Here is a 22,585-nt window from a genome sequence, read left to right on the forward strand (position 1 = left end):
GGGTGTCCCGGCCCGCCCTGCCGGGAGGGCGGGCCGGGCTCCGCGTCAGGCGACGTGCGCGTGCGGCGTGACGACGGGCCAGTCGTTCTCCACCTCGGCGAGCACGTTGAAGTAGTTCGTCAGCACGTTCAGCGCGATGTGGCCCACGACCTCACCGATCTCGGCGTCGGTGACGCCCGCGTCCCGCGCCGCCTGCACGGCGCCGTCGTCCACCGCGCCCCTGCCGCGGACGACGGCATCCGACAGGGTCAGCAGGGCGGCGGTGTGCGCATCGGATGCCTCGGCGTGGCGGGCCCGCTCGAGCTCACCGGGGTCGACCTTGGCGATGTGCTCACCGATGTAGGTGTGGGCGGACAGGCAGTACTCGCACCCGTTGAACTCGGCGGTGGCGATCGCGAGCTGCTCCCGGACGCCTGCGGGCAGGGCGCCGCCGGCCAGGGCGCCGGACAGTGCCAGGTAGCCCTTGAGCAGGGCCGGGCTGTTGGCCATCACCTTGGTCATGTTCGGGGTGAGGCCGAGGGACTTCTGTACCTGGGCGAGCAGGGGGGCCGCCGGGCCGGTCGCGGTGGCGGGGTCGATCGGGGTGAGCCTCGACATGTTCGTGGCCTTTCTGAGGGGAGACGGCGACACCGACACCATCGTTCTAATGGATGTGATGCGCTCTTGTCGTTAGAACCGTAAGCGGCTGCCTTCGCGGAAGTCAAATGGTCTGAAGCCTCTTCAACCATTAGCTGCCTGGTAGGGTGGGTCGCGTGGACAGCACAGACCCCGGTACGAGCGCACCGCTGCTCGGAGAACCGCTGCCGATCGAGCTGATGAACACGATCTGGGCCGATCGGGACGGCGTGCACGACGCGATCGCCGACCCCGACGGGGCCGTCGCATGGCTGCGGGCCGTCGGCCCCCGACTGACACCCTCCGCTCCCGCGGTCGGTGCCTGGCTCGACGCCGAACGGCCCGCCGGAGCGGGAAAGGCCGCTGCCGGGCTGCGCGGCTTGAGGGACGCATTGCGCAGGCTCGCCGCCGAGGCGACCGAGGACCCGAGGCCGGACGCGCAGTCAGCCATCGGCACCCGGGACGCCGCACTCGCGGCACTGAACGAGGCGTGCAGTGCGACGCCGGTGTGGGCGACGCTCCACTGGCCTTCGGACGGCGACCCGATCCGCATCGTGCGCACCAGCGACCTCGCGGGGCAGGCGGTGGTCGCCATGCTGGCCGGACAAGCCGTCGACCTGTTCACCGGCGACATGCGGCCGCAGCTGCGTGCCTGCCTGGCGCCGGGCTGCGTGCTCTACTTCGTGAAGCAGCACCCCCGCCGCGAATGGTGCTCGGCCGGCTGCGGCAACCGTGCCCGCGTCGCACGGCACTACCAGCGCCACCGGGTCACCAAGACCGATCCCGAGTCCTGAGCGGAGGCTCTCCGATGAAGGTCGACGTGCTGACCGAGGCCGTGATCGCCGCCCCCTGCGACAAGGTCGCCGCCTACGCGGCCGACCCCACGCACGCACCCGAGTGGTACGCGAACATCACCTCCGCCGACTGGCGGACCCCGCCACCGGTGGCGATCGGCTCCAAGGTGGCCTTCGTAGCCCGCTTCCTCGGCAGGCGGCTGGCCTACACGTACGAGATCACCGCGTACGAGCCCGGGCGCCGACTGGTGATGCGCATGGACGAAGGCCCTTTCCCCATGGAGACCACCTACACCTGGGAGCCGTACGGGGAAGGCTTGGACCGCACCCGCATGACCCTCCGTAACCGCGGCGAGCCCAGCGGATTCGCTTCCCTCGGCGCCATCGTGATGGCGGCGGCCATGCGCCGCGCCCAGCACAAGGACCTGGTGGCACTCAAGGCGCTGCTGGAGCGGTGAGCACGGATCTCACTTGGGCGGCAGCGTGTCCGCGAACGCCACTGCCCTCGTGACCCAGTGGTCCAGCACGGCATCCTCCGCCAGGGCCGGGCCGCTCACCGTCACCCAGCCGCGCATCGGGCGACCGGTGAAGTCCATGGGCCGGGCCTCCGGGCGGGCGAGAGCCTGTTCGGTCCCGTCCGGACCCACACGGGCAATGACCTCGTCGCCGGACACGCCCACGGTCATGTTGCCGTGCAGCAGGAACGCGAGACCGCCGAACATCCGTTTCTCGCTGACGGCGGGCCGCTCACCGAGCCGCTCCCGGATCCGCTGGGCCAGCCCCTCGTCGTACGTCATGCACCCACTGTCCTGTGCGGTACGGGTGCCCGCGCGCCGGGGCACCGCCGCCGATGTGCCAGTGCGGGCGGCACGCACGCGACCATGGGGAGAGGGAGCCGGCGTCACTGGAAAACGTCAGCACGCCCGGCCTGGCCGGTGACGTGCGCCGTGCCCGGTTGCGTCCTCCCCTCGAAGAGGGCGGCATCCGGCAGCCGGAAGCCCTTTACGCCGCAGGCGTCAGCCGGTTCGGTGTCATCGACCGGACCCTGCAGGCGAGAGGGCATCTTCAGCGCGTTTGTGTCCGTGCAGCCGAGGCCCTCGGCAACGTGCTGGGCGATGCTCACCGCGGCCCGCGCCAGAGCCGCCGAGTTGCTGCGGCCCGGGTGAGGTATGTCTTGAGCACCGGCACATCGGCGGGCTGTGAGGTCGGCCGGACTTCCTTGGCGCAACCTGTGGGGAGCAGCACCCATGCCTGTGTCCGGGAGACCGCTCCGGTGGCTCCGCCCACGAAATGGGAGGAGGCCGAGGCGTTCTTCCACAGGCGGGAACCGACCAGCCCGAAATCGGCCTTGTCGAAGGAGAGCTCCGTCAGGACTTCATTTCCCCCGGGCGGAGTGGACGCTGATTCCCACCGGGGCGAGCAGGTCTTGCCGGGTCTGTTCCTCCATGTTGCGGGCCTGTGACCAGGTGCGGGCCATGTCGAGGCCTTGGGTACGCACCCGCTCCGCGCGGTCCCGTCACCTTCCGTCGGTGTGTGCTGGTCCTCGGTTGCCTGGAGTACGCCTGATGAGGTCCACGGCGGGGTCCGCAGTGCCGTCGACGCACCACTGCCGCTCGCCTCAGGAGACCAGCCTTCCAGGCGGCAGTCGCAGTCGACCGTGCTCCTGGAGTCCTCAGCGGTAGCCACCACCTGGATGGTCTGTGGTGTGGGGGGCCACGTGGCCGAGGAGTTCGGCGAGACCGCGGCGGGTGGCGGCCAGGACGACACGGTCCTGCGGCCTGAGTACGTAGCCTGGGTGGAGCTCCCAGATCAGCCCGGGGTGTCGGCCGTCGTCTTCACGTGCGGAGGAGGCCAGGTCGGGCCGGCGTTCCTCGAGTGCGGTGGCGTCGATGGCGATCACCCGCCAGGCTCCAGGACGGAAGGATTCGGTGATGGTGCGGCCTTCGAGTTGTGGATGGCCTGCCACATCGACGGCGGCGAACAGCAGGACGCGGCGCTCGACGGGGATGGCGCCCAGTACCTGTCGTCCCATCATCGCTCCGGCGAAGGCGGGGGCGGCGAGGTGAGTGACGCTGCGGCTGCGGGTCAGGGCGGTGGGGTGCGCGGCTCGCAGAGTGCGGTAGACGGCTGTGGCGAAGCCGTCGTCGTACAGGCGCAGGGCCACACGAACCTCGGCGTTGATTGAGCGAGCATAGAGCGCCGCTTCGAGGTTGGTGGTGTCGGAACTGGTCAGAGCGAGCAGGGCGTGGGACCGGTGGATGCCGGCGGTCTCCAGCACGCCCTCTTCGGTGACGTCGCCGAGGACGACGGGGATGCGCAGGCGGCGGGCGAGGGCCAGTCCGCGGGCCTCGGGGTCGTTCTCGACGCACACCACAGGGATTTGCAGCTCGTGGAGCCGTACCAGTACGCGTGTCCCGATCTTGCCGAGGCCGAGCAGCACCACATGCCCGGACAGGCGGCGCGGGGGCCGCCGAAGGGCCGTCGCCGTGCGGAAGGCTCCCAGGGCTTCCAATGCGGCCGCCACCAGGACCGGCAGCAGGAGCAGGCCGACGAAGCCGGAGAGGATCTGCAGAACCTGGCGCTGCGGCGGCTCGTCCACCGCCGGATCGTTGATCGCGAAGATGTCCAGGAGGGTGATGTACGCCGCATGCAGGGGGTGTTCCCCCGTCGTCTGCCAGGAGGCCGCGGCTATGGCAGCGACGGCCGCCACGATGCCGACCAGTGACCAGCGCAGCTGCCGTGAGAAGAGCGAGCCGAACGGGAGCGCAGCGGGGCCCAGTCGGGGTGCGGCCTGCGCGGCTCCCGTGTGGGTCACCGCTTCCAGGGCCACGATGCCACGCCCTGTCGCGGCGGCCACCTCACGGTCGTCGGGCAGCAGTTGCGGGCCTTGGTCTCCGCTGAGCTCGGACCCCTCGTTGCCGGCCGGATCGCTGGTCGTCGCCGAGAGCAAGGCCAACGTGCACAGGCCGGGGTCGGCAGTCTGTCCACGCTGCGGGGGTGTGCGCTCCACCGCTCGCAGCAGCAGGCCGTCCGCCTGCACGATCTTGCTGGTGCCTGCGACTGCCGTCGCGGCGAGGGCGGGCGCGGCGGTGTCGGCGTCCGACAGCACGGTCGTCGAGGAGTCGAGTTCCCGCAGGTCGATGCCTGGTTCCGCGACGATCGCGGCTTGGTCCAGGAGTTCCTCCAGGTGTTGGCCGAGTTTACGGTTGTAGAGCCGGATGACCAGTCTCAGTCGTGGGTTGAGCCGTCGAGCGATCAGAGCGGCGCGCAGGTTGGTGGCGTCGTCTTCGTACACGAGCGCCAGGGCTGCAGCTCGGGTCACTCCTGCGGCGGCGAGCACCTCCTCTGTTGGCTCTCCCGCCTCGAGTGTGCGTCCACGTACTGCTGTCGCCTGGGCGTCGGCCATGGCTGCTCGCGCGGCCGGAATCCGTCCCAGCAGCCCGAATCGCCCTCCGCCGGCCGGTCTGCGGGCAGAGCTGGACCGAGCCTCGCCGGTGGTGGGTACGACGAGGGTGACGTGCTCCCGGTACACGTCACGCAGCTCGGCAGCGAGTCGGCGAGCGAGCCCGTCGTCGCCGCAGACGACCATCCCGACTTGCTGGTCTGTCTGTTGCTGCTGCCCGTAGGTTGAAGTCACGCCCTAAGGATGCCCTCTCGGTCACGCGGATGATCAAGGGAAGTGCTCGCGGCGATGGCGGCGGCCTCCGCGTCGCCCTCCAGGAGTCCTGCCTCGGCGATGGCGGGTGCGGCGCTGCTTCTCGCCCTCGCCGGTCAGCCGGGCCCGCTCGGCCTCGGCCTGGGCGGCGGCGATGGCCGCGAGCCGCTCGGCTTCGGCCTGCTTGACGCGGGCGACCCGGAGCGCTTCGGCTTCCTGTTCGGCTTGGTAGCGGCGGGCGTCGGCGGGCTTGCGGACGGGGGTGTCGAGCTGGCGGTCGGTCAGTGCCGACTGGCGTTCGGCGACCGCTTCCTGCTCGGCGAGGATCTGCTGCGCCGGTCGGCGTCGGCGAGGGACCTGCGGCGTTGGCCTGGGCGGTCGCCGCGTCGGTCTCGGCCTTGTTCTCGGCCTCGCGCAGGTACAGCGTCCGCTGGGGGAGCGCTTGTGGGCCGATGCCGGCATCACATGCCCAGCGACCAGCAGGGAGAGCCCGATGACCAGGAGGGGGAAGCCTGGGCCCGGAAGGATGTAGAGGCAGCACCAACCAGGGTGGCGGGAACCCCTGCCGCTACCAGGTGACAGCCAGACGGCGCTCGGTCATGTTGCGGCGCACCCATGCAGCGGTGCTGAGGCTGCCCACTGTTCAGGACACCCGCTGCGAATCGGTTTGCCGCGTGGCGCGCCCGGCTTGGATGAAGCAGATGAGGGCGGCCGTGACGGGAACGAAGCCCAGACCCGTGTAAACCAGCACGCGGGGGACGGCGTTGAGCGGCATGAGGGTGTACAGGCAGAGGAGGGCCCAGGCGTAGGGGCGGGCTGCCGGCCGTCGCCCGCGGAGGCCGCGTGGCGTCCAGCCGACGAGGATCGCCACAAAAACGGGCAGCACGAGCAGCACGACCGCTGCGAGGGCAATCGCGTGGTAGGCGGGGTTGCCGTTCATCGCTATCTCTCGGGGTCGGAAGTCCACGAAAGACGAGGCATTCATGACACGTTCATGCCGGAGTTCGGCAAAGTACGGCCTGTCGGGCTGCCGTTAGGGAGCCGTCAATGCAACGTAAGGGACGTGTAAAGTCCGCCGTGGTGTGCCGGGAAGTCTGGTCGGCGATAGGGGATAGCTCTCTCTTCGCGGATCGGAGTCTGACGTCATGGTGCTCGTCGCTGTATTCGGTGTGGCGCTGCTGGTCGCCGTGCTGCTGTCCGGGCTTGCCGCCCGCACGGTCCTCTCCACCTCGCTGCTGTTCCTGCTGGGCGGGGCTCTGGTCAGCGACGGTTTCCTCGGGCTGATCCACATTACGGCCGACAGCGAGATCGTCTCGGTCACCGCCGATCTGGCCCTGTTCGCGGTGCTGTTCACCGACGGCATGCACGTCTCGTTCCCGAAGCTGCGGCAGAACTGGAAGAACCCGGCACGGGCGCTGGGGCTGGGCATGCCGCTGGCCATGGCCGGTATGGCGCTGATCACCCACTACCTGGTGGGGCTGGACTGGACGACGTCGTTCCTCGTCGGCGCCGTGCTCGCGCCGACCGACCCGGTCTTCGCCTCGGCGATCGTGGGCCGCAAGGAAGTCCCGGCCAGGCTGCGGCAGCTGCTGAACGTGGAGAGCGGAATCAACGACGGCCTCGCGCTGCCCGTCGTCCTGCTCCTCATCGCCGCGGCCGGCCCCACTTCCGGCCAGGCGGACGCCTCCGTCGGCGAGATCGCCTTGGAGCTCGGTCTCGGCCTGGTCTTCGGCGTCGCCTTGCCCTTGGCGGTGGCGGCGCTGGTACGGCTGAGGCTGTTGGGCGCCGAGCCGAAGCTCCAGCCGTTGCTGCCGCTGGCCACCGGGATCATCCTGTACGGGCTGTGCCACCTCACTCACGCCAACCCCTACCTGGCCGCGTTCTCCGCCGGCGCCGTCCTGGCCTCCGTCTCGCCCGAGGCGAAGACGGTCTTCGAGCCGCTCGGAGAGATGCTCGCGGAGCTGGCCAAGTTCGCTGCCCTCCTCGTCTTCGGCGCCCTGCTGACCCCCGCCCTGTTCGGGGACCTGTCGGTGGGCGGGTACGTGGCCGTGGTCTTGGCGATCGTGCTGATCCGTCCCGCCTCCCTGCTGGTGTCCTTGCTGGGTGCGCGGATCGAGCGGCGGGAGAAGCTGGTCGCCGCCTGGTTCGGCCCCAAGGGCTTCGCGTCCGTCGTCTACGGCCTGCTCGTTCTCCAGGCCGGCATCCCCGAGGGTGAGAAGGCGTACACGCTGATCGCGGTCTGTATCGCCTTCTCGATCATCGCCCACTCCAGCACCGACGTACCGATCGCCCGCCTCTTCGACGTGGAAGACCTCGCAGGCATCCCGAACGACGACCACGACCACGCCCCGAAGCCGACCGACACCGTTCCCGCCCCGAGCATTGCCCCCGACCAGGAGAAGCGCCATGATCGCCCGTGATCTCGCTGAGCCCTACCCACACGTGACCACCGACGACCGGGCCGTGGACGCGGTCCGCTTGGTCGCAGAGCACAACCTTGCCGCACTCCTGGTCCTGGAATCCGACGGGGCGCCGTACGCAGTGGTGCCCGGGTCCCAGCTGGTGCGTCAGCTGCTGCCCGAGTACGTCATGGAGGACCCGCTGCTCGCGGCCGTCATCGACGACCGGCACGCCGACAGCCTCACCGAGGACCTGGCCGGCAAGACCGTCGCCCAGTGGATCCCGGGGCGTTCCTTCAAGCCGGCGTTCGTCGGCCCTGAGGCAGGGATCCTGCAGATCGCTGCGCTCATGGCGCGTACCCATGTCCCGCTGGTGGCCGTCATCGACCGGGACGACGACGGGCGTCGGTTGGTGGGGGTGGTCTCGGCCGCCTCTCTGATGCGTCACCTGCTCGACGTGGGAGGCGGGGCGTGAGCGGCTGGCAGAGCTGGGCTGCAGTCGCCGTCTTCGCGGGCGTCTACATCCTGATCATCGCCGAGTGGATCCACCGCGTCGCCGCAGCCCTCGGCGGTGCCGCTCTGATGCTGGCGATCGGGGCCACCGACGACACGTCGGCCTTCTACTCGGATGAGACCGGCATCGACTGGAACGTCATCTTCCTGCTGCTCGGCATGATGATGATCGTCGGCGTCCTCAAGCGGACCGGGCTCTTCGAGTACCTGGCGATCTGGTCGGTGAAGAAGGCCAAGGCGAAACCGTTCCGGGTGATGGCCATGCTGATCGTCATCACGGCGGTGGCCTCGGCGCTGCTGGACAACGTCACCACCGTGCTGCTGGTCGCCCCTGTGACCCTGCTGGTGTGCGACCGACTGAAGCTGTCGCCGGTGCCGTTCCTGCTCGCCGAGGTGTTCGCCTCCAACATCGGAGGCACCGCCACCCTCGTCGGCGACCCGCCCAACATCATCATCGCCAGCCGGGCCGGCCTGACCTTCAACGACTTCCTGGTCCACCTCGCGCCGCTGGCCGCGGTCCTGACCATCGTCCTCGTGCTGCTGTGTCGACTGATGTTCGCCAAGCATTTCGTCTACGACGAGAAGCGCGCCGCGGAGATCATGGAGCTGCGCGAACGCGAGGCGATCAAAGAGCCCCGGCTGCTCATTCAGGGTCTGAGCGTTCTGACCCTGGTCGTGGCCGGTTTCGTCCTGCACCCCGTGCTGCACTACGCGCCCAGCATCGTCGCCCTCCTGGGCGCCGGTCTGTTGATCGCGATCTCCAAGGTCGAGACCGGGGAGGTGCTGGGCGAGGTCGAATGGCCGACCCTCGCCTTCTTCGCCGGACTGTTCGTCATGGTCGGCGCGCTCATCGAGACCGGCGTCATCGCAGAGCTCGCGAGCTCCCTCGCGGACGTCATCGGCGGAGCCCAACTGGGCGGCACGATGCTCCTGCTGGGCGGATCGGCCGTGCTGTCGGGGATCGTCGACAACATTCCCTACGTCGCCACCATGGCCCCCATCACCAGCGAACTCGTCACCGACATGGGCGGCGACCCCGACCACATCATGTGGTGGGCCCTCGCGCTGGGCGCCGACCTCGGCGGCAACGCCACCGCCATCGGAGCCTCCGCCAACGTCGTCGTCCTCGGCATCGCCGAACGCAACCGCCACCCCATCACCTTCTGGCAGTTCACCAAATACGGCCTCGTCGTCACCGCCGTCACCATCGCCATCTCGGCCCTCTACCTGTGGCTTCGCTACTTCGCCCTGGCGTGACGAATGGCCATCCCCGACCGCACTGGCCAGGGAAGAACGGAGCCTGTACATGAATTACAACCGGCGCGCGGATGCCGTCTCCATAGTCCTGTGGTGGGGATCACTCACCCTCCTCTTCTGGGCCGGAAGGCACGTCCGCGATTCGCCCGCCGCCCTGGTGGGGTGTGCCGCGAGCGCCGCCCTCCTGATCAGCCTCGGCGAAACGGCCCACTGGCTGCGCCGCCGCATTCACCGTGCGACCCGGAGGAGCGGCACTCCCTGAGGAACGGGCCCACGCCTCGGACCCGGTGGCTGCCACGCCCTGGCTGATCTTGCTGCGGCCATGAGATTACGGGGCCCCGGCCGACGGCCGGGATCTTGTGCTCTAGCCCACGTGTGCCTCAGTGGCCGGTGAGTTCGCCCGTGAGCTTGCCGCGCAGGTCGGCGCTCGGGTCGTTGAGGCCGCTGATCTCCACCGCCTTGCCGGGCTGCTGGAGATCAGCGTGAGGCGGGCAGTGACGGGCGCTGCCACTGGCATCAAAAGGGCGCAAAGACTGCCGGTCAACGGCAATGCGCTGTCTTCCATCGGGCGAGAGGATCAAGGTACGGGGGACCAGCACCGCTCAGACGCCGAAGTGCAAGACGGCGACGGCATTCGGGCGGTGCCCGGCGAACTCGGCCGCTGGACCCCGCGTGCCAAAGGAGAGATGAAACGTGAACGCGGCCGCGATACCCGTCCCTGCCTGGTGGCTCATCGCCACAGTGACCACTGCGGTCTTCCTGATGACTCTCGTCTCGTGGATGCCGACGAAACGCATCAAAGCGAGGATGATCCTCGCGCCGGTGGGCATGGCAGCATTCGCGACCACGCGTTACTGCGCCGAGGGCATGCTGCCCGAACAGGCCCTGTCCATGTACTCGCTGGTCGTCTTGGCCTTCCCGCTGGGTTTGCTGGGTCGTCGCCAAGAGCTCGCCCGCAGTGCTGCCAACGAGGAACAAGGTGGCCTTGCCAGGGAGAGCCAGTGGTCCATTGCCATGACGGTCCAGTTCCTCGTCGCGCTGTTGGCCGCGATCAGTCTGTGGTTGTGGCTCATCTGATCCATTGGGTTCCGTGCTTGTCGACCCGCTGCTCACCGGAAAAGCTGACTTAGTACTCCAGCCGTAGATCGTGATCTTCATGGCTGGGCGGCTGCTTGCCGTCGGTAGTGGCAGTCGCGGGCGCGGGCCTGGTGTCGGCGTCGCCAGTGTGACCAGCGGAGTCGGTGCGCGAGGTCGTGGGCCCGGCTGGTCAGGGTGGTGAACAGGCGTTGGATCTCGGTGCAGGTCGGTATGGACCGAGGCCGGCCTGTGGCGTCGGCTGCACCGGGCGGTGCTGGACGAACTCGGGAACGAACGGCTCGTTGGATCTCGAAGGATGTGAGGGCCGTCGGGAGCGGCCCGGAACTGAACTGGTGCAGCACACGTCTCCCGCACCATGATCTCAAGTGAGCGCCAAGAGCACGCGATCTCCACCAAGCTGGTCTCGCCGTCCGCAGTGAGTGCGGAACCGTCGAAGACCAACGACTACAACAGCTTCGCCGAGGCGTACGCGGCCGCAAACGAAACCAACCTGGTCAATGCCTACTACGAGCGGCCCGCGATGCTGGCCCTCGCTGGAGACGTGGCCGGCCGACGGATTCTCGACGCCGGCTGCGGCTCGGGGGCCCTGTTTGCCGCGCTGCGCGACCGTGGCGCCGTTGTGAGTGGCTTCGACACGAGTGCCGGGATGCTGGAGCTGGCTCGGCGGCGGCTCGGCGACGGTGCGGACCTGCAGGTGGCGGACCTGGGCAGCCCGCTTCCTTACGCTGATGACACATTCGACGATGTAACGGCGTCCCTGGTGCTGCACTATCTGGAGGACTGGGGGCCGGCGCTGGCCGAGCTGCGACGCGTACTCAGGCCCGGCGGTCGGCTGATCGCATCTGTCGACCATCCCTTTGCCATCAACCTCATACACCGCGAGGCCGGTCGCGAGGCCGAGCACAACTACTTCGACACCACCAAATGGACCGTGGAGTGGACCATTGGCGGCCATACCGCCCTGGTGAGCAGGTGGAACAGGCCGCTGCACGCGATGATCGAGGCTTTCATCGGGGCCGGTTTCCGGATTACGGTCATCAGCGAGCCGGAGCCTGATCCCGCCGCCCGCGAGATGTTCCCCGAGGCCATCGCGGCCAAGCCGCGCTTCCTGTGCTTCCTGTTCTTCGTCCTGCAGGCCGACTAGTACTCCAGCCGTAGGTCGTGATCTTGCTGGTCGGGGCCGGTGCGGAGACGGCTGCGGCCACCGTTGATCATCGTGAGTTGTGTCGACCAACGAAGATCAGGCGGTGGCCGCAGGTCACAGCGTAGTGCCTGCCCGGTGGCGGTCGATGTTCGACCAGCTGACGGGCCGTATCGCGGGCCGGTTCGCGCGGGTCGAACCACGCCGCCACGCAAAGGCGTTGGTGCTGGGCCTGCTGGCGGACCTGCCAAGGAAGAACTGCTGGACGCTGGCCGAGCACGCGGGCGACTCCACCCCGGACGGCATGCAGCACCTGCTGCACCGCGCGAAGTGGGACGCCGACGCGGTCCGCGACGACGTACGCGCCTACGTGGTCGAGCACCTGGCCGATGACGAAGCCGTGCTGGTGGTCGACGAGACCGGCGACCTGAAGAAGGGCACCGCCACGGTCGGCGTCCAGCGCCAGTACACCGGCACGGCGGGCCGGATCGAGAACTCCCAGGTCGCCGTCTACCTCGTCTACTCCGCCGCCTGCGGGCATGCCGCGATCGACCGGGCCCTGTACGTCCCGCGCTCGTGGACCGACGACCTCGACCGCTGCCGGACCGCCGGCATCCCCGAAGACCTCACCTTCACGACCAAGCCGGTACTGGCGGCTCGGATGATCACCCGGGCCCTGGATGCGGGAACGCCCGCCCGCTGGGTCGCCGGCGACGAGGTCTACGGCGACAACCCGCACCTGCGGGCCGCGCTGGAAGACCGCCGGACCGGCTACGTCCTGGCAGTCTCCAGCACCCACCAAGTCACCACGGTGGCAGGGAGTTACCGGCCAAGGCCATCGTGGCGAAGATCCCGAAACGGGCCTGGCAGCGGCGCTCGGCCGGAGCGGGCGCCAAGGGCGAGCGGTACTACGACTGGGCCCAGGCCGACATCCACGGCCCCGCCGACCGGCCCGGGCACTGGTGGCTGCTGGTCCGCCGCAACCGGAGAAGCGGCGAACTCGCCTTCTACCGCTGCTTCTCACCCCACTCCGTCCCGCTGTCCGACCTGGTGCGGGTGGCCGGACGGCGCTGGACGGTGGAGGAGACCTTCCAGGCCGGCAAGGGCCTGGCGGGGCTGGACGAGCACCAGGTCCGCCGCTGGACCTCCTGGCACCGCTGGGTCACCCTCGCGATGCTCGCCCACGCCTTCCTCGCCGTCACCGCAGCCGCCGAACGCCGCGACCACCCCGCCCCCGACGACCTGATCCCCTTGACCTGCACCGAGATCCAACGCCTGTTCACCACCCTGACCAGCCGGGCCCACGACCTCGCGCACCGACTCCGCTGGTCACACTGGCGACGCCGACACCAGGCCCGCGCCCGCGACTGCCACTACCGACGGCAAGCAGCCGCCCAGCCATGAAGATCACGATCTACGGCTGGAGTATTAGGGACCGGCCCGGCCGGCTACTCCCTGATCGGGTCCCGGCAGGAGGAGGCAAGGCCAGTCGGGTCAGCTCCACCCGGCAGCCCCCAAACCCGCTCCCGTTCCACATCGGCATGACAGCCCCAGCCTGTGCTCGGCGGCTCTTCACTGGGGCGGAGCCTATGACACCGGCCAAACCCCAACGCACGGCATCCGGAGAGTCACGCCAGGTCTGCACGTCCCAGCCACGCAGGTTTCACCGGTACGCCGTCCTCGTCGCGCTCCACAGTCACGGTTGGCAGAGCCGGCGCCACGGGTTGCGGCTCCGGCTCCGGTTTCGGCGCCGCCGACCCGTCGCCGACCGCTTCCGCCGGTGCTGGGCGGTCGGTGTCGTCCATGAGCTCGGCGACGGAGAAGCGCGTGGCGTGAGACTGCCATGCGCCGTCGATCACCAGCAGGAATCCGTTATCGCTGCGGAACAGACGGCGGCGTTTAGGGCTCCTGGGGTGCTCCGGACTGTAAGCACGCGCCCGCTCCTCCAACTCTGCCAGAGCCGTCTCACGCGGACCCTCCACGTGCGCCATTACGTAGGCTTCGGTGTGCTTGCGCTCTCCCAAGCCCACCGTGGTCTCCAGAACGAGTCCCCACGTCGTCATGGTTCCTTCCCTCCCCTTCGATCGAGCCGAAGCTGAGCAACTGCATCCTTCGCCCTTTCCCCTGCAAGCGGCCTCGGCGCGTCGCGGCCCATCGCTGGGTCCCGCCAACCGCACGGTAGGCGCTTTCGCGTTCAGCCGTGCAGCCCTGTTGTAGGCCCCTTCAGGCTCCGGCACTTCGTGGCGATCTTCTCTGCCGGGGAACGGCAATGACGCCGCAGGCGCATCGTGCAAGGCTGTGGACCCACGGCGATGGAGGCCACTGGCGACTCCGGAACGCTGGACGCCCCCTTGCGGCTCTGGTCCCGACTGGTCCGAAAGAGACTGTCCCACCGATGCACATGAAGAATTCCACCGTCTGGTCCGTCTTCCTGTCAGCTGTGCTCACCACAACCCTGACGGGCTGCGGGGACGGAAGCGGGGCAAAGCCCGACGCCGACGCCGTGGCGGCCGCCAAGGCCGCGAACACGCGGATGCAGACCGAGTCGTTCCATTCGTCGGGGACCACTACCGCCTTCGCCGGCGGGAAGCAGGAAATGTGGTCCGACCCTGTCCAAGGTCTCCACATGGAGGTTACCGGCGCCACCTTGGGCGACATCTACTGCAAAGACGGAACCGCTTACACCAGCGCCGACCTCTTCGCCGCAGCCCTGCGTCAGCGGGGCCAGCAGATCACCGTTCCCGCGGAGCTGAGATCGGCCTACGTGACCACGAAAGCGGAAGGCGGTTGCGCGATGTATTTCAAGATCGCCGAAACCGGACGCCGGGCCAAGGGGAAGGACCGGACCGTAGGAGGCAGGCAGGCCGGAGCGGTACGAGTCGGCGATGGAAAGACCGAAGACGTCTACTTCATCGACGATGCAGAGCAGCGGCTGCTCCTGCTGGAATCGAAGCGTGACGGCAGGACGAGTACCACCACCTACGACTCGTTCGGTGAGAAGTTCACGATCTCCATGCCCGCCGCCGAGAAGACTCTGACCATGGACGCCTTCCGCTACCGCGTCACGAAGTGAGCCGGGCCCCACGGGGGTGTCGGTGCCATCAGGCCCGTCCAGGTCTCCACGAAGCGCGCCGCCGGGCAGCCCGGTTCACCGCACCGCACTCAGGAATGCCCGGGTCCGCGCGTGTGCCGGTGCTTCGAAGAGCTGCTCCGGTGGGCCGGCTTCCAGGACGCGGCCGTGGTCGAACATGAGGACCCGGTCGGAGACGTCCCGGGCGAATCCCATTTCGTGGGTCACGCACAGCATGGTGATGTCGGTGGTCCGCGCGATGTCGCGCAGGACGTCGAGGACGCCCGCGACCAGTTCCGGGTCCAGCGCCGAGGTGACCTCGTCGAGGAGCAGGACGTCCGGCCGCATGGCCAGTGCGCGGGCGATGGCGACCCGCTGCTGCTGGCCTCCGGAGAGCCGGGTCGGGTGCGCGCCGCGCTTGTCGTAGAGCCCGACCAGATCCAGGAGTTCCCGCGCCCGCTCGGCTGCCTCGTCCCGGCTCAGGCCCAGGACGTGCACGGGCGCTTCCATCACGTTCTCCAGCACCTTCATGTGAGGGAAGAGGTTGAACTGTTGGAAGACCATGCCGATCCGGCGGCGCGGCCCGGCGAGGTACTTCTCGTCGGCGGGGACCAGGGTGTTGCCGGCGCCCGCGGGCATGTGGGAGAAGGGTTTCCCGTTCACGTGGATGGTGCCTTCTGTGACCCGTTCCAGGGTCATCAGCAGGCGCAGGATGGTGGTCTTGCCCGAGCCGCTGGGCCCGATCAGGGTGACCTTCTCGCCCCGGGCGACCCGTAGGTCGAGTCCGTCGAGGACGGTCTGGATGCCGAACCGCTTGATGACGCCCGCGAAGCGGACCATGTCCACGTCCGCGGCTTGTGTTTCACCGGGCAAGGCGTTTCTCCAGTCGTCTCATCAGCACGGAGGTGGGATAGCTGGCCAGAAGGAAGACCGCGGCGGCCAGGGTGAAGGCTTCGAGATAGGCGAAGTGCACGCTGCCGTACTCGTTCGCCCGGTGGACCATCTCCTGGACGGCGATCACCGACAGGAACGGGGTCTCCTTGAACATGGAGATCACGTAGTTGCCCAGGGCGGGGAGGACGTTGCGCACCGCCTGCGGGAGGATGACGGCCCGCCACACCCGTCGCCGGGGCAGCGACAGCGCGGTGCAGGCCTCCCACTGGCCCCGGGGCACGGCGTCGATCCCCGCGCGGTACACCTCGCAGGTGTACGTCGCGTAGTGGATGCCGAGCACGGCGATGCCCAGGGTCAGCGCGTTCAGCCCGGGGACGAGGACCCAGGCGGCGAACAGCTGGATCATCAACGGCGTCGACCGGACGAAGTCTGCGATGACCCGAAGGGGCAGAGTGACCCAGCGCGTCGGCGTGCGCAGTGCCACGGCGAGCACCAGGCCCAGCAGCATCGCGACGGCCGAGCCGAGGACGGTAGCGAGCAGTGTGATCCCGAAGCCGCTCAGGACTACCGGCAGGCCCTCGCGGGCTGTTTCCCAGGACCACATCAGGAACCCCCCGGATCTTGGCCGAGCCGGGTCTTCGCCGCTGATTCGGCCGCCCTCATGAACGAGTTGAGTACGGCGGCGATGGCGTAGTAGATCACCAGGACGGCGAGATAGGCCTGGGCGGTGCTGCCCGTGAGGGACCTCAGCTGGTCCATCTCGAAGGTGAGGTCGGCGATGGTGATCAGGGACAGCAGGGGAGTGGCCTTGAGCAGCTGGATGAGCAGGTTCCCGAACGGCGGGATCATCTGCACCCAGGCCTGGGGCATCACGACCCTGATCATGCGTTGCCGCGGGCTCATCCCGAGGGCCACGGCCGCCTCCCACTGGGTCCGGGGGACAGCTTCCAGTGCGCCGCGGACCACTTCGGATCCGTAGGCGCCGAAGTTCAGCCCGAAGGCGACGACGGCGCAGGCCATGGGCTCCAGACGGAAGCCGAGCACGGGCAGGGCGAAGAACAGCCAGAACAGCTGTACGTACAGGGACGTGCCGCGGAAGAACTCGACGGTGAACCGGGACGGTCCCCGCACGAGCAGCCGGGTCGAGCGTGTCAGGAGTCCGAAGGCGAAGGCCACGATCAGCGCCACGGCCGCGCTGAGCGCGGTGGCGAGGAGGGTGACCGCCACGCCTTCGCCGACACTGGGCAGGGCGTGAACGAATTCCTCGAAGAAACCGGTCATGTGCGGTGCTCGTCAGACGGCGCAGAGGTCGACGGTGCGCAAGGTGGGTGGCGGTACCTCTCGCGCGGTGAACCCGTACTGGCCGATCAGAGCGACGTAGCGGTCCGGATCGCCGGTGATCTTCGCCAGCTCGCCGTTGAACGCGTCGCGCAGGGCCGTGGAGCCGGGCCGGAAGACCGCACCGCCGGGGCTGTACTGGGGTGTGCCGTTCAGGTCCGGCACGAACGGCTCCAGGACCTCGACCGGTGCTTCCGCGTTGGTCTTGGCGAGCCAGCGCAGCGAGATGCCCGTCAGCGCGAAGGCGTCGATCCGCCCGGCCACCAGCGCGTCGAGCCCGTCCTGCTGCTTCGCGAGGGACTTGACCGAGGATCCGCCGACACCGGCCCCCTTGGCGTACGTCGCCTCGACGGCGGCGGTCAGCACCCCCACGGTGACCCCGGTGGAAGCCACCGACTTCAGGTCGCTCAGGCCCTTGGGGTTGCCCTTGGGCACCATCAGGGCTGTCGGGGAGACGAACTCGGGCTCGGAGAAAGCGACTTTGGCGCAGCGTTCCGGGGTGATCGCCATGCCGGCGCTGACGACGTCGAAACGGTCGGCCAGCAGTCCAGGGATCAGCGCGCCGAAGTCGGTGAGTGTGGGGCGCATTTCGGCGACCCCCAGGGCGGAGAAGATCTCCCGGTGCAGGGTGGGCGCCTCGCCGGCCAGCCGGTTGCCGTCCTTGAACCCGTACGGGGCCTCGCCCGCGAATCCGATGCGGACGTACCCCTGTGCGCGGAGCTTCTCCAGCAGCTTCCCGTCGTCGGAAGGAGCTCCGGTGCCGACCTGGGTGCGGCTGCACGCGGCCACCAGACCCGGAGCCAGGACGGCGCCCCCGAGCAGCGCCGTTCGGGAGAAGAACCCTCTTCGGGACAGGGCCTTGTGCTGGGGCATCTCGTTCCTTTCGGTGGCCGGTCGAGCGGGAGCGGGGCCGGCCGGTCCGGTTCGTGCCGGACCGGCCGGCCGGATCTGGTCGGATCGGTCAGCCCACGGGGGTGAAGTCCTGCGAAGCGATGTACGCGGGGCGGCGCACCGGGGCCGCGAAGGGCTTCACGGGCCGGTTCTCGACGCTGTTGAACACCAGGAACACGTTGCTGCGGGGGTACGGCGTGATGTTGTCGCCGGACCCGTGCATCGCGTTGCAGTCGAACCAGGTGGCGGATCCGGCCTTGCCGGTGAAGAGCTTGATGCCGCAGGCCGAGGCGAACTTGGTGAGGGCCTCGTCCGACGGGGTGCCGGCGTCCTGCATCTGGAGGGACTTCTTGTAGTTGTCCTTCGGCGTCGCCCCGGCGCAGCCCAGGAAGCTCCGGTGGGAGCCGGGCATGATCATCAGCCCGCCGTTGGTGGCGTAGTTCGGGGTCAGGGCGATGGACACCGACACGGTGCGCATGTTCGGGAGGCCGTCTTCGGCGTGCCAGGTCTCGAAGTCGGAGTGCCAGTAGAAGCCGCTGGCGCCGAAACCGGGCTTGACGTTGATCCGGGACTGGTGCACGTACACCTCGGAGCCCAGGATCTGCCGCGCGCGCCCCACGATGCGCGGATCGGCCGCGAGGGCCGCGAACACCTCACTGATCCGGTGCACCTCGAAGACGGAGCGGACTTCACGGGACTTCGGCTCCACGATGGACCTGTCATCGGCGAGCGTCGAAGGGTCGCGGAGCAGTCGGTCCATCTCGGCCCGGTAGAGGTCCACTTCGTCGGGCGTGATGAGCTGGTCGACGGGCAGGAAGCCGTCGCGCTCGTAGCTCTCCATCTCGTGGGCCCACATCGGGCCGGGAGTGCCGGGCTCGGACCACACGACCGGGTCCTTGCGGCCGATGAGCACCTCCTCGGAACCCCGCGTCGGATACAGGTCGGTGACGGTGCGGGTCGATGCGTTGGTCATGGTGGTGCCTGCCTCTCCTCTCTTCGCTCTCAGCTGTCGTCGGATTCGGTGAGCGGCGGGTACACGCCGTTCTCGTCGTGGTCCTCCCGGCCGGTCACCGGCGGGTTGAAGACGCACAGGCAGCGGAATTCGCGCGTCACGCGCAGGGTGTGCCGCTCGTGGCCGTCGAGGAGGTACATGGTTCCCGGCGTGATGGTGTAGATCAGGCCCGTCTCCTCGTCCTTGAGTTCGGCCTCGCCCTCCGTGCAGACCACGGCCTCCACGTGGTTCGCATACCACATGGATGTTTCGGTGCCGGCGTACAGGACGGTCTCGTGCAGCGAGAAGCCGACGCGTTCCTTGGCCAGGACGATGCGCTTGCTCTCCCAGGTGCCGGACGCGGCCCTGACGTGGCGGTCGGTTCCCTCGATGTCCCGGAACGAGCGGACGATCATGGTGGTGCCCTTCGTGGTGCGTGCGTACGTTGTACGGGGGTGCTGGTCAGGCGGTATCGCGGACGGAGCGGGCCAAGATGTCCAGGCCCTCGTCGAGTTCGTCGGTGGTGATGGTGAGGGGCGGGAGCAGCTTCACCACCTCGCCCTCGGGGCCCGAGGTCTCGATGAGGAGACCGTGCTCGAAGGCCCTGCGGCACACTGCCGCGGCGCGTTCCGTGTGGGTGAACTCGATGCCCCACACCATTCCGCGACCGCGGTAGGTCGCCCCCAGCCAACCGTGTTCGGCACACAGTTCGCGCAGCGCGCTTTCGACGTGGCCGCCTTGGACGAGGGTTCGCTCGCGCAGGACTCCGTCGCCCCAGTACGTCTCCAGGGCCGCGGTCGCGGTGACGAAGGCCGGGTTGTTGCCGCGGAAGGTGCCGTTGTGCTCGCCGGGCTCCCACAGGTCGAGTTCGGGCTTGAACAGGCACAGTGCCATGGGCAGTCCGTACCCGCTGATCGACTTGGACAGCGTGACGATGTCGGGCGTGATGCCCGCCTCCTCGAATGAGAAGAAGTCGCCGGTCCGGCCGCAGCCCATCTGGACGTCGTCGACGATCAGGAGCATGTCGCGGCGCCTGCACAGATCCGCGAGGGCGCGGAGCCATTCCGCCCGGGCCACGTTGATGCCCCCCTCGCCCTGGATCGTCTCGACGATGACCGCCGCCGGGTGGTTGAGGCCGGAGCCCTGGTCCTCCAGCAGGCGCTCGAACCAGAGGAAGTCGGGGGTTTGGCTGCCGAGGTACTGGTCGAAGGGCATGGGAGTGCTGTGGACCAGGGGAATGCCGGCGCCGGCCCGTTTGAAGGCGTTGCCCGTGACGGCGAGAGAGCCGAGCGACATGCCGTGGAAGGCGTTGGTGAAGGACACGACGGCCTCGCGGCCCTTGGCCTTGCGGGCCAGCTTCAGGGCGGCCTCGACGGCGTTGGTGCCGGTGGGCCCCGGGAACATGACTTTGTAGGGGAGGGCGCGCGGTTCCAGGACGGTGGACCGGAAGGTCTCCAGGAAGGTTCGCTTGGCGGTCGTCGACATGTCCAGGGCGTGGGTGATGCCGTCCCGCTCGAGGTAGTCGAGGAGGGCCCGCTTGAGGACGGGGTTGTTGTGGCCGTAGTTCAGGGATCCGGCGCCCGCGAAGAAGTCCAGGTAGCTGTGGCCGTGTTCGTCGTACAGCCGGCTTCCCGTGGCGCGCTCGAAGACGACGGGCCAGGCGCGGCAGTAGCTGCGCACCTCGGACTCCACGGTCTCGAAGACGGACAGGACCGGCTCGGTCATGGTCAAGGCGATTCTCCAGTGGGTGTTCGGTGGTCTTGCGGCGGCCGGTGGCATCGGCCCGGGGCACTTGTCGAAGGGAGCGGTGTCAGAAGTGGAGCGGCCCGATGCGGTGGAGGACCTCGGCGTCGTGCCCGCTCTCGGGGAACTCGTCCGTCCTGAAGAGCACTTCGCGTGTGAGAGTGGCGCCGTGCCGTTCGGCGTACGAGGCGAACAGCCGCTCCGAAGCACGGTTCCCGGGCGAGACGGTGGCTTCCAGGTGGTCCAGTCCGTGTTCCGCCGCCACGCGGGTGGTGAGGCTGTCGAGCAGCGTCCCCGCGACTCCCAGGCCGCGGATGGATTCGTCGACGGCGATCTGCCAGACGAGCAGTGTTCCGGGAGCTTCGGGCCGGAGGTACCCGCTGACGAACCCGACGGTTCGCCCGGAGGGGTCACGGGCCACGGCGGACGTGCCGGCGAAGTCACGGCACCAGAGGAGATAGCTGTACGCCGAGTTGAGGTCGAGCGTCCCGGAATCGCGCGCGAGGCGCCAGAGCAGTGGGCCGTCCCCGGGGCGGGGGCGGTCGATGCGCATCGTGAAGGGGGTCGGAGCGGTCGGGAGGTGCTTTCTGTAACGGGCCAGTTCTGCATGAGCAGTCATGCGGGCCGAAGTTACCCAGGGATGGAGTAAATCGCATGGGCCTAGGGGGTATGTCAGATGGTTTGATTGTGATATTAGAGCGCACCTTTCGGGGGTGCAGAGGTGTGGACCGTGAGGTCATATCCGCATGAAGAATCCAGATATTTCCACCCGACCTGCGATTTTGTAACGACAATATAACGTCTTTGCTCTGTGCCACATTTTCCACCTGAACGTTATGCGTTTGTCGGCGGCCTGAGGGTTTCGTCGCTGACTGGATGGTTAGAGGTGCGGCATACGGCGAGGGTCAACACCTGCTCCCAGGGACCGCGGGGAACGCCGGGGCCTACGCGCTGGTGGGGATGGGGGCCGTGTTCGCGGGCGCTTCCCGCGCCCCCATCACGGCCGTGGTGATCCTCTTCGAGCTCACGGGTGAGTACTCGATCACCTGCCGCTGATGCTCGCCATCTCCGGGAACGGGCCTTCCGGTCCTCGACCCCGAAGACGGGCACCTGGTCGGGTGGCTCACCCGTCAGAGCGCCCAGCGGGCTCTCCACCCCGATTCGCCGAGCGGGGCGGGGCCGGGTAGGCACGGGGGAGAGCCCAAGCGGTAGAAAGAGGTATGACCGAACTACCGCACGCCGATGCGTCCCCACCGCGTGTGGATGACGCGGCCGACGTCGACGACGTGACCCGCGCCCTCCTGACGGCCTCCCGGCTCCTCGTGGCAGTCTCCGCCCGCTCGCTCGCGGCGGCCGAGGACAAGGTCACGCTCGCGCAGTTCCGCATGCTGGTGGTGCTGGCCACCCGGGGCGCGGCGAAGCTGGTGGTGCTCGCCGAAGCCCTGGGGGTCAACCCCTCGACGGCGATGCGCATGGTCGACCGCCTGATCGCGGCTGGACTGGCCGACAGGCGGCCCAACCCCGAGAACCGCCGCGAGACGATACTGACAGTGACGCCGGGCGGTCTGCGGCTGGTGGAAGAGGTCACGGCCCGGCGCAGGGAAGAGATCGCGGCCATCGCCGCCCGCATCGATCATGGCCAGCGAGCCGCCCTGGTCGACGCGCTCACCGCGTTCAACGCCGCCGGCGGGGAGCCCACCGTACGCGATGGGGATGGCTCGCTCTTTCCTCTGGGGTGGAGCGAACCGGTGCAGCGCCGGAGCGACGGGTAGGCGGCGGCTCGGGGACCGGCTCTGGCCGCCGGATCCTGCGTCAAGGGCGGCGGATCACTCCCGCGGCCAGACCGGCCGCCAGGGCAAAGCCGAGCAGGATTCCCACGGGCCAGAGCCCCGAGCCCGCCAGTCGGCTGAGCAGGGCGAGCATGACGGCGGTGACGGCGACGGCCGTGGCCGCGAGCCGGATCGTGTGCCGCGGGCGGTGTGAACGGCTGCGCTCGCCTGCTTTGAGATCGGTGACGGCGCCACGGAGCGCCAGCACGGCCACCGCGAGGGCGGCGCACAAGAGTGCCGTACCGACGGCCGTTCACCTCCTCTGCTCTCGGAGTACCTCGTACGACCAGGCCGCGCGCCAAGAAGCAGGAGGGGTGTTGACGTTAACAGGGTGGTCCACGGCGCGGTCCAGCGTAG

Annotated in this window: 26 protein-coding genes and 4 pseudogenes; 12 read left to right on the forward strand and 18 right to left on the reverse strand. The window is 68.8% G+C overall.

Going from position 1 to position 22,585, the window contains the following annotated elements; translation table 11 throughout:
- Positions 1 to 45: 45 nt before the first annotated feature.
- Entirely contained in the window at positions 46 to 597 is a 552-nt protein-coding gene (locus tag ACGFZF_RS12375; protein ID WP_393553636.1) for a carboxymuconolactone decarboxylase family protein, read from the reverse strand.
- A gap of 155 nt (positions 598 to 752) precedes the next feature.
- Here ACGFZF_RS12375 and ACGFZF_RS12380 point away from each other — a divergent pair, with 155 nt between their 5' ends.
- On the forward strand, positions 753 to 1,409 hold the full coding sequence (locus ACGFZF_RS12380; protein WP_266444421.1) for an ABATE domain-containing protein: 657 nt from the start codon (positions 753 to 755) through the stop codon (positions 1,407 to 1,409).
- A gap of 14 nt (positions 1,410 to 1,423) precedes the next feature.
- Entirely contained in the window at positions 1,424 to 1,867 is a 444-nt protein-coding gene (locus tag ACGFZF_RS12385; protein ID WP_393553639.1) for an SRPBCC family protein, read from the forward strand.
- A 9-nt stretch (positions 1,868 to 1,876) separates the two neighbouring features.
- Here ACGFZF_RS12385 and ACGFZF_RS12390 read toward each other — a convergent pair whose 3' ends face one another.
- The 5 genes and pseudogenes from ACGFZF_RS12390 to ACGFZF_RS12410 all read right to left on the reverse strand — a co-directional run bounded on the left by ACGFZF_RS12390 (position 1,877) and on the right by ACGFZF_RS12410 (position 6,004).
- On the reverse strand, positions 1,877 to 2,206 hold the full coding sequence (locus tag ACGFZF_RS12390) for a TfoX/Sxy family protein (protein WP_393553641.1): 330 nt from the start codon (positions 2,204 to 2,206) through the stop codon (positions 1,877 to 1,879).
- A 104-nt stretch (positions 2,207 to 2,310) separates the two neighbouring features.
- On the reverse strand, positions 2,311 to 2,532 hold the full coding sequence (locus tag ACGFZF_RS12395) for a hypothetical protein (protein ID WP_266444431.1): 222 nt from the start codon (positions 2,530 to 2,532) through the stop codon (positions 2,311 to 2,313).
- A gap of 549 nt (positions 2,533 to 3,081) precedes the next feature.
- The gene (locus tag ACGFZF_RS12400) at positions 3,082 to 4,941 is read right to left on the reverse strand and encodes a potassium channel family protein (RefSeq protein WP_393553750.1); all 1,860 of its coding nucleotides are present in this window, start codon (positions 4,939 to 4,941) and stop codon (positions 3,082 to 3,084) included.
- A 152-nt stretch (positions 4,942 to 5,093) separates the two neighbouring features.
- Positions 5,094 to 5,506 (reverse strand): annotated as a pseudogene (locus tag ACGFZF_RS12405) (flotillin family protein); the annotation flags it as partial.
- A gap of 201 nt (positions 5,507 to 5,707) precedes the next feature.
- Positions 5,708 to 6,004, reverse strand: a complete 297-nt coding sequence (locus tag ACGFZF_RS12410) for a hypothetical protein (RefSeq protein WP_266444433.1) — start codon at positions 6,002 to 6,004, stop codon at positions 5,708 to 5,710.
- 205 nt (positions 6,005 to 6,209) lie between these two features.
- Here ACGFZF_RS12410 and ACGFZF_RS12415 point away from each other — a divergent pair, with 205 nt between their 5' ends.
- From ACGFZF_RS12415 to ACGFZF_RS12430, 4 genes are read left to right on the forward strand one after another with little or no spacing between them, the layout of a single operon-like run.
- Positions 6,210 to 7,484, forward strand: a complete 1,275-nt coding sequence (locus ACGFZF_RS12415; protein WP_266444435.1) for a sodium:proton antiporter — start codon at positions 6,210 to 6,212, stop codon at positions 7,482 to 7,484.
- Positions 7,471 to 7,938: a CBS domain-containing protein gene (locus tag ACGFZF_RS12420; RefSeq protein WP_266444438.1), complete on the forward strand. Its 468-nt coding sequence runs from the start codon at positions 7,471 to 7,473 to the stop codon at positions 7,936 to 7,938. The genes ACGFZF_RS12415 and ACGFZF_RS12420 overlap by 14 nt, the downstream gene beginning before the upstream one ends.
- Positions 7,935 to 9,233, forward strand: coding sequence for an SLC13 family permease (locus ACGFZF_RS12425; protein WP_393553645.1), 1,299 nt, complete (start codon positions 7,935 to 7,937; stop codon positions 9,231 to 9,233). Before ACGFZF_RS12420 ends, ACGFZF_RS12425 begins: the two co-directional genes overlap by 4 nt.
- Positions 9,234 to 9,282: 49 nt before the next feature.
- Entirely contained in the window at positions 9,283 to 9,495 is a 213-nt protein-coding gene (locus tag ACGFZF_RS12430) for a hypothetical protein (protein WP_327382195.1), read from the forward strand.
- A 118-nt stretch (positions 9,496 to 9,613) separates the two neighbouring features.
- Here ACGFZF_RS12430 and ACGFZF_RS12435 read toward each other — a convergent pair whose 3' ends face one another.
- Positions 9,614 to 9,763 carry a hypothetical protein gene (locus tag ACGFZF_RS12435; RefSeq protein ID WP_266354108.1) on the reverse strand — a complete coding sequence of 50 codons (150 nt, stop codon included), beginning with the start codon at positions 9,761 to 9,763 and terminating at the stop codon, positions 9,614 to 9,616.
- 163 nt (positions 9,764 to 9,926) lie between these two features.
- Here ACGFZF_RS12435 and ACGFZF_RS12440 point away from each other — a divergent pair, with 163 nt between their 5' ends.
- Positions 9,927 to 10,310, forward strand: coding sequence for a hypothetical protein (locus tag ACGFZF_RS12440; protein ID WP_327265437.1), 384 nt, complete (start codon positions 9,927 to 9,929; stop codon positions 10,308 to 10,310).
- Between the two features lie 77 nt (positions 10,311 to 10,387).
- Here ACGFZF_RS12440 and ACGFZF_RS12445 read toward each other — a convergent pair.
- Positions 10,388 to 10,537, reverse strand: a pseudogene (locus tag ACGFZF_RS12445) (IS701 family transposase); the annotation flags it as partial.
- 149 nt (positions 10,538 to 10,686) lie between these two features.
- Here ACGFZF_RS12445 and ACGFZF_RS12450 point away from each other — a divergent pair.
- Together ACGFZF_RS12450 and ACGFZF_RS12455 are read left to right on the forward strand one after the other, a co-directional pair.
- Complete coding sequence (locus tag ACGFZF_RS12450; RefSeq protein ID WP_024756398.1) at positions 10,687 to 11,475, forward strand: class I SAM-dependent methyltransferase; 789 nt, start codon at positions 10,687 to 10,689, stop codon at positions 11,473 to 11,475.
- Between the two features lie 145 nt (positions 11,476 to 11,620).
- Positions 11,621 to 12,876, forward strand: a pseudogene (locus ACGFZF_RS12455) (IS701 family transposase).
- A 224-nt stretch (positions 12,877 to 13,100) separates the two neighbouring features.
- On the opposite strand, the gene ACGFZF_RS12460 reads toward ACGFZF_RS12455, so the two are convergent.
- Positions 13,101 to 13,535, reverse strand: a complete 435-nt coding sequence (locus tag ACGFZF_RS12460) for a hypothetical protein (protein WP_371593843.1) — start codon at positions 13,533 to 13,535, stop codon at positions 13,101 to 13,103.
- 332 nt (positions 13,536 to 13,867) lie between these two features.
- Here ACGFZF_RS12460 and ACGFZF_RS12465 point away from each other — a divergent pair, with 332 nt between their 5' ends.
- Positions 13,868 to 14,545 (forward strand): hypothetical protein, encoded by a 678-nt coding sequence (locus ACGFZF_RS12465; RefSeq protein ID WP_371593844.1) that lies wholly within the window; start codon positions 13,868 to 13,870, stop codon positions 14,543 to 14,545.
- A 75-nt stretch (positions 14,546 to 14,620) separates the two neighbouring features.
- Here the strand turns inward: ACGFZF_RS12465 and ehuA are convergent, their stop codons facing one another.
- The 8 genes from ehuA to ectA form a co-directional block, all read right to left on the reverse strand.
- On the reverse strand, positions 14,621 to 15,382 hold the full coding sequence (gene ehuA / locus ACGFZF_RS12470) for an ectoine/hydroxyectoine ABC transporter ATP-binding protein EhuA (RefSeq protein ID WP_371594664.1): 762 nt from the start codon (positions 15,380 to 15,382) through the stop codon (positions 14,621 to 14,623).
- A gap of 22 nt (positions 15,383 to 15,404) precedes the next feature.
- Positions 15,405 to 16,040, reverse strand: coding sequence for an ectoine/hydroxyectoine ABC transporter permease subunit EhuD (gene ehuD / locus ACGFZF_RS12475; RefSeq protein WP_371593845.1), 636 nt, complete (start codon positions 16,038 to 16,040; stop codon positions 15,405 to 15,407).
- Positions 16,040 to 16,717 (reverse strand): ectoine/hydroxyectoine ABC transporter permease subunit EhuC, encoded by a 678-nt coding sequence (ehuC, locus tag ACGFZF_RS12480; RefSeq protein ID WP_252310224.1) that lies wholly within the window; start codon positions 16,715 to 16,717, stop codon positions 16,040 to 16,042. The genes ehuD and ehuC overlap by 1 nt, the downstream gene beginning before the upstream one ends.
- Before the next feature lie 12 nt (positions 16,718 to 16,729).
- Positions 16,730 to 17,647 (reverse strand): ectoine/hydroxyectoine ABC transporter substrate-binding protein EhuB, encoded by a 918-nt coding sequence (ehuB, locus tag ACGFZF_RS12485; protein WP_252310225.1) that lies wholly within the window; start codon positions 17,645 to 17,647, stop codon positions 16,730 to 16,732.
- 88 nt (positions 17,648 to 17,735) lie between these two features.
- Positions 17,736 to 18,638: an ectoine hydroxylase gene (thpD, locus tag ACGFZF_RS12490; RefSeq protein WP_252310226.1), complete on the reverse strand. Its 903-nt coding sequence runs from the start codon at positions 18,636 to 18,638 to the stop codon at positions 17,736 to 17,738.
- A gap of 29 nt (positions 18,639 to 18,667) precedes the next feature.
- Positions 18,668 to 19,072, reverse strand: coding sequence for an ectoine synthase (locus tag ACGFZF_RS12495; protein WP_393553651.1), 405 nt, complete (start codon positions 19,070 to 19,072; stop codon positions 18,668 to 18,670).
- A gap of 46 nt (positions 19,073 to 19,118) precedes the next feature.
- Positions 19,119 to 20,387 carry a diaminobutyrate--2-oxoglutarate transaminase gene (ectB, locus tag ACGFZF_RS12500; RefSeq protein ID WP_371593846.1) on the reverse strand — a complete coding sequence of 423 codons (1,269 nt, stop codon included), beginning with the start codon at positions 20,385 to 20,387 and terminating at the stop codon, positions 19,119 to 19,121.
- A gap of 79 nt (positions 20,388 to 20,466) precedes the next feature.
- The gene (gene ectA / locus ACGFZF_RS12505; RefSeq protein ID WP_252310642.1) at positions 20,467 to 20,952 is read right to left on the reverse strand and encodes a diaminobutyrate acetyltransferase; all 486 of its coding nucleotides are present in this window, start codon (positions 20,950 to 20,952) and stop codon (positions 20,467 to 20,469) included.
- A 332-nt stretch (positions 20,953 to 21,284) separates the two neighbouring features.
- Between ectA and ACGFZF_RS12510 the strand changes: the two are divergent.
- A pseudogene (locus tag ACGFZF_RS12510) lies at positions 21,285 to 21,466 on the forward strand (chloride channel protein); the annotation flags it as partial.
- 153 nt (positions 21,467 to 21,619) lie between these two features.
- On the forward strand, positions 21,620 to 22,171 hold the full coding sequence (locus ACGFZF_RS12515) for a MarR family winged helix-turn-helix transcriptional regulator (RefSeq protein WP_266444465.1): 552 nt from the start codon (positions 21,620 to 21,622) through the stop codon (positions 22,169 to 22,171).
- Positions 22,172 to 22,211: 40 nt separating this feature from the next.
- Here ACGFZF_RS12515 and ACGFZF_RS12520 read toward each other — a convergent pair whose 3' ends face one another.
- Positions 22,212 to 22,460 carry a hypothetical protein gene (locus ACGFZF_RS12520; RefSeq protein ID WP_266444468.1) on the reverse strand — a complete coding sequence of 83 codons (249 nt, stop codon included), beginning with the start codon at positions 22,458 to 22,460 and terminating at the stop codon, positions 22,212 to 22,214.
- Positions 22,461 to 22,585 lie beyond the last annotated feature (125 nt).

It is taken from the genome of Streptomyces sp. NPDC048338 (genome assembly GCF_043201055.1).
In the GTDB taxonomy this organism is placed as follows: Bacteria; Actinomycetota; Actinomycetes; order Streptomycetales; family Streptomycetaceae; genus Streptomyces.

What these genes read in the sequence shown, in the direction of transcription:
- ACGFZF_RS12375 (WP_393553636.1), bottom strand. Translation starts at nt 597, where the DNA reads ATGTCGAGGCTCACCCCGATCGACCCCGCCACCGCGACCGGCCCGGCG.
- ACGFZF_RS12385 (WP_393553639.1), top strand. Translation starts at nt 1,424, where the DNA reads ATGAAGGTCGACGTGCTGACCGAGGCCGTGATCGCCGCCCCCTGCGAC.
- ACGFZF_RS12390 (WP_393553641.1), bottom strand. Translation starts at nt 2,206, where the DNA reads ATGACGTACGACGAGGGGCTGGCCCAGCGGATCCGGGAGCGGCTCGGT.
- ACGFZF_RS12410 (WP_266444433.1), bottom strand. Translation starts at nt 6,004, where the DNA reads ATGAACGGCAACCCCGCCTACCACGCGATTGCCCTCGCAGCGGTCGTG.
- ACGFZF_RS12415 (WP_266444435.1), top strand. Translation starts at nt 6,210, where the DNA reads ATGGTGCTCGTCGCTGTATTCGGTGTGGCGCTGCTGGTCGCCGTGCTG.
- ACGFZF_RS12420 (WP_266444438.1), top strand. Translation starts at nt 7,471, where the DNA reads ATGATCGCCCGTGATCTCGCTGAGCCCTACCCACACGTGACCACCGAC.
- ACGFZF_RS12430 (WP_327382195.1), top strand. Translation starts at nt 9,283, where the DNA reads ATGAATTACAACCGGCGCGCGGATGCCGTCTCCATAGTCCTGTGGTGG.
- ACGFZF_RS12450 (WP_024756398.1), top strand. Translation starts at nt 10,687, where the DNA reads ATGATCTCAAGTGAGCGCCAAGAGCACGCGATCTCCACCAAGCTGGTC.
- ACGFZF_RS12460 (WP_371593843.1), bottom strand. Translation starts at nt 13,535, where the DNA reads ATGACGACGTGGGGACTCGTTCTGGAGACCACGGTGGGCTTGGGAGAG.
- ACGFZF_RS12465 (WP_371593844.1), top strand. Translation starts at nt 13,868, where the DNA reads ATGCACATGAAGAATTCCACCGTCTGGTCCGTCTTCCTGTCAGCTGTG.
- ehuA (WP_371594664.1), bottom strand. Translation starts at nt 15,382, where the DNA reads ATGGTCCGCTTCGCGGGCGTCATCAAGCGGTTCGGCATCCAGACCGTC.
- ehuD (WP_371593845.1), bottom strand. Translation starts at nt 16,040, where the DNA reads ATGTGGTCCTGGGAAACAGCCCGCGAGGGCCTGCCGGTAGTCCTGAGC.
- ehuC (WP_252310224.1), bottom strand. Translation starts at nt 16,717, where the DNA reads ATGACCGGTTTCTTCGAGGAATTCGTTCACGCCCTGCCCAGTGTCGGC.
- ehuB (WP_252310225.1), bottom strand. Translation starts at nt 17,647, where the DNA reads ATGCCCCAGCACAAGGCCCTGTCCCGAAGAGGGTTCTTCTCCCGAACG.
- thpD (WP_252310226.1), bottom strand. Translation starts at nt 18,638, where the DNA reads ATGACCAACGCATCGACCCGCACCGTCACCGACCTGTATCCGACGCGG.
- ACGFZF_RS12495 (WP_393553651.1), bottom strand. Translation starts at nt 19,072, where the DNA reads ATGATCGTCCGCTCGTTCCGGGACATCGAGGGAACCGACCGCCACGTC.
- ectA (WP_252310642.1), bottom strand. Translation starts at nt 20,952, where the DNA reads ATGCGCATCGACCGCCCCCGCCCCGGGGACGGCCCACTGCTCTGGCGC.
- ACGFZF_RS12515 (WP_266444465.1), top strand. Translation starts at nt 21,620, where the DNA reads ATGACCGAACTACCGCACGCCGATGCGTCCCCACCGCGTGTGGATGAC.